The sequence below is a fragment of the Pseudonocardia sp. McavD-2-B genome (assembly GCF_024124365.1).
Lineage (GTDB): Bacteria > Actinomycetota > Actinomycetes > Mycobacteriales > Pseudonocardiaceae > Pseudonocardia > Pseudonocardia alni.
This window is the reverse complement of sequence record NZ_JAMXSG010000417.1, coordinates 1-3347: the sequence shown is the minus strand read 5'-3', so window position 1 is coordinate 3347 and position 3347 is coordinate 1. Positions and strand designations below refer to the sequence as shown.

The following is a 3347-nucleotide window of genomic DNA, read 5'->3' as shown; positions in this document are numbered from 1 at the left end:
CGGCCGGGCCGCGAAGAGCGCCACCCGCGCGGCCGGGTCGGCGACGCGGGGAGCGGGCCGGGCGGTCGCGGGCACCACGTCGAAGGCGCGCCGTCCGCGGTCGGCCGACGCCGACTCCGAGGACCCCCCGCGCCGGCGGACCGGACGGTCGTCGGGCTCGGGATCGTCGTCGGGACGTGCGGGACCGTCGAGCCGGTCGTCGTCGGACGGCGCGGACTCCGACTCCGAGGGCCGCGCGGCCCCGGCCCGGCGGACCGCGCGGTCCTCCTCGGGCCGCAGCTCCGAGTCGTCGTCCTCCTCGTCCTCGGACTCGTCGGGCAAGGGCGGCTCGCGCAACGGCCGGGCGCCGCGCTCGGGCGGGCGTGCGACGAGGAAGTCGGAGGCGCGGGCCGATGGCTGAGGAGCAGAACGGCAGCACCTCGGTGCTGGACCAGCTGCCCACCGACCGCCTCAAACAGGCCGGGCAGCTGCTGTTGAAGGCCGCCGCCGACCGTGCGGTCGGCGCCGCGATGAACCAGGTGGAGGGACTCACCGAGCGGCTGACGGGCGTCGCCGAGAACGGCGGGACCGGTCTGGGCGCGGCTCTCGGCGGGGGTGGCTCGGAGGAGGGGGGCAATCCGGTGACGAACGCGGTGAAGGGCGGGTTCTCGGCCGTCAAGGACAAGGTGATGGGTGCCGTCGGGCTCGGCGGCGACGAGGACTCCGAGGACTCCGAGGGCGGCGCCGGCGGCGGTGGTTCCGGCGGGGGCCGCGGCAAGTTCAAGTTCATGAACATCGTCGAGCACCTCGACGTCGGTGTCCCGGTGCGGGTCGCCTACGACCAGTGGACGCAGTTCGCGGACTTCTCGACCTTCATGAAGAAGGTGCAGTCGGTCGACCAGGAGTCCGACGAGAAGACGAACTGGAAGGCCCAGGTGTTCTGGTCGAAGCGCACCTGGAGCGCGACGATCATCGAGCAGATTCCGGACACCCACGTCATCTGGCGTTCGCAGGGTGCCAAGGGCTATGCCAACGGGTGCGTGTCGTTCCACGAACTCGCGCCGAACCTGACCCGCGTCGTGCTGATCCTCGAGTACTACCCGGTCGGCCTGTTCGAGAAGACCGGCAACATCTGGCGCGCCGTCGGCCGCCGGGCCCGGTTGGAGTTCAAGCACTACGGCCGGCACGTGATGGTCGAGACCCTGCTCAATCGCGAGGAGCTGGAGGGCTGGCGCGGGGAGATCCGCGACAGCGAGGTCGTCAAGACCCACGAGGAGGGGCTCGAGGAGGAGCGCGAGGCCGAGTACGACGAGTACGACGACGACTACGACGACTACGAGGACGCCGAGTACGACGAGGACGACCTCGACGAGGACGACCTCGCGGAGGAGGACGACCTCGCCGAGGAGGAACCGGCCGAGGACGACGACTACGCGGAGGAGGACCTCGACGAGGACGGCCTCGACGGCGACGCCGACGCCGAGGCCGCGGACGAGGAACCGGCCGACGAGCCCGACCCGGAGTACGACGACGCCGAGTACGACGACGCCGAGCCGGAGGACGCCGAGGCCGGGGAGCCCGAGCCGGAGGGGGACGGCGGCCGACGGGCCGGGAGCCGTCGCCGTCGCACGGCGGGCTCGCGTGGCTGACCCGGCCCGGCACCTGCGAACGGAGGGACGGACACCGTGACCGTCAGCCATCGACAGGGGGGCGGTGGCCGGGTCGACCGCGCCCCGCAGGGCGACCTCGCCCAGGTCATCGACCTGATCCTGGACAAGGGTCTCGTCATCGACATCTTCGTGAAGGTGTCGCTGGTCGGTATCGAGCTCGTCACGATCGACGCCCGCATCGTCGTCGCCAGTGTGGACACCTACCTGCGGTTCGCGGAGGCCACCAACCGCCTCGACCTGCACCAGAAGGGCGGCAAGGACCTCGGCGAGGTCGTCAGCGGCATCTCGGAGGGCGGCTCGAAAGGGGTCTCGAAAGGAGCCACCAAAGGAGTGATCGAGGCGGGCAAGGAGAAGTTCGACGACCTCCGGGGTGAGCGTCGCTCACGGAAGGAGAAGAGCGAGTGAGCAGCGCGACCTACGTCTACGCCGTCGTCGCCGCCGACATCGACCTGCCCGAGGGGCTGACCCCCGTCGGCGGCGGCGAGGAGGTGGCGGTGATCGACCACGGGCAGCTCGCCGCAGTCGTCAGCGACGTCCCGCGCGACGCCCCGCTGGGCAGCCGCGAGGACCTCCTGGCCCACGAGCGCACCGTGAACACCCTGGCCGGGAGCACGACCGTGCTGCCGATGCGGTTCGGCGGCGTCGTCGACGACGACCGCGCCGTCGTCGACGAGCTCCTCGCCGCGCACCAGGAGTACTTCGCCTGGGCGCTGGAGCAGCTCGACGGCTGCCGGCAGTTCGTGCTGACCGGCCGCTACGACTCCGACCGCCTGGTGGCGGGCATCGTCGAGGCCGACCCGGAGATCCAGCAGCTCGGTGAAGCCGTGCGCGGCAAGGACCCGGACGCCACGTACTACGAGCGCATCCGGCTCGGTGAGGCGATCGCGGGCCACGTCGAGCGCATCCGGTCCGACGACGCGGACCTCGCCGTGGAGCGGCTGGGCCCGTTCGCGGTCGCGACGTCGGTGAAGGAGCCCGCCGCCGAGGACGGCGCCGTCGAGCTGGCGCTGCTGGTGCACCGCGACCGGGTCGGCGACTTCGAGCAGGCCGTCGACGCGCTCGGCGACGAGTGGGACGAGCGGGTGCGGCTGCGTCTGATCGGCCCGGTCGCACCGTACGACTTCCTGCCCGAACCACCGGAGGCCGAGGGCTGATGGGGCTCTTGCGCGGCCTGCTCGGGCTGCCGCTCGCACCGCTGCGCGGCGTCGTCTGGGTGGGGGAGCAGCTGCAGGACCAGGCCCACGCCCGGCTCTACGACCCGGTCGCGGTGCGCCGGCAGATCGACGAGGTCGAACGGGCATACGAGCAGGGGGAGATCTCCGAGGCGGACCGCGACGCGCGTCAGGAGGTCCTGCTGGCCCGGCTGACGGGGCGACCGGGGGACGGCCGTGGCTGAGCCGGAGGGCCGGTCGTCCGACGAGCGACCACGTCGTCGCGGGTCGGGAGAGCCGGCCCGTCGGCGGGACGGATCGGAGGCTCCGGTGCGGCGACGGGCGGGGGAGGCTCCACGACGCCGTCGCTCCGGGGACGACGATGCTCCGCCGCGTCGTCGCTCGGTGGACGACGACGCCGCGCCGCGCCGTCGGTCGGCGGACGGGGAGCAACCGCCCCGGCGGCGACGTCCGGCCGACGGTGGGTCGTCGCGCCGCCGCTCCGACACCGCGCAGGACCGGGCCGCCGACGCGCCGTCGGAGCGGG

Annotated in this window: 5 protein-coding genes; 4 read left to right on the top strand and 1 reads right to left on the bottom strand. The window is 73.1% G+C overall.

The features are described from left to right. A partial coding sequence (locus NH602_RS29510; RefSeq protein WP_253069523.1) for a hypothetical protein occupies nt 1-321 on the bottom strand: 321 nt, incomplete at its 3' end. A 71-nt stretch (nt 322-392) separates the two neighbouring features. Here NH602_RS29510 and NH602_RS29505 point away from each other — a divergent pair. The 4 genes from NH602_RS29505 to NH602_RS29490 are packed head-to-tail and all read left to right on the top strand — an operon-like array spanning nt 393 to nt 3045. Beyond that, on the top strand, nt 393-1628 hold the full coding sequence (locus NH602_RS29505; RefSeq protein WP_253069522.1) for an SRPBCC family protein: 1236 nt from the start codon (nt 393-395) through the stop codon (nt 1626-1628). A gap of 36 nt (nt 1629-1664) precedes the next feature. Continuing rightward, a complete protein-coding gene (gvpJ, locus tag NH602_RS29500) occupies nt 1665-2054 on the top strand; it encodes a gas vesicle protein GvpJ (protein WP_253069521.1) in 390 nt (129 codons plus the stop codon). Next, a complete protein-coding gene (locus NH602_RS29495; protein WP_179760676.1) occupies nt 2051-2803 on the top strand; it encodes a GvpL/GvpF family gas vesicle protein in 753 nt (250 codons plus the stop codon). The genes gvpJ and NH602_RS29495 overlap by 4 nt, the downstream gene beginning before the upstream one ends. Continuing rightward, on the top strand, nt 2803-3045 hold the full coding sequence (locus tag NH602_RS29490) for a gas vesicle protein GvpG (RefSeq protein WP_073578106.1): 243 nt from the start codon (nt 2803-2805) through the stop codon (nt 3043-3045). Before NH602_RS29495 ends, NH602_RS29490 begins: the two co-directional genes overlap by 1 nt. Nucleotides 3046-3347: the final 302 nt, after the last annotated feature.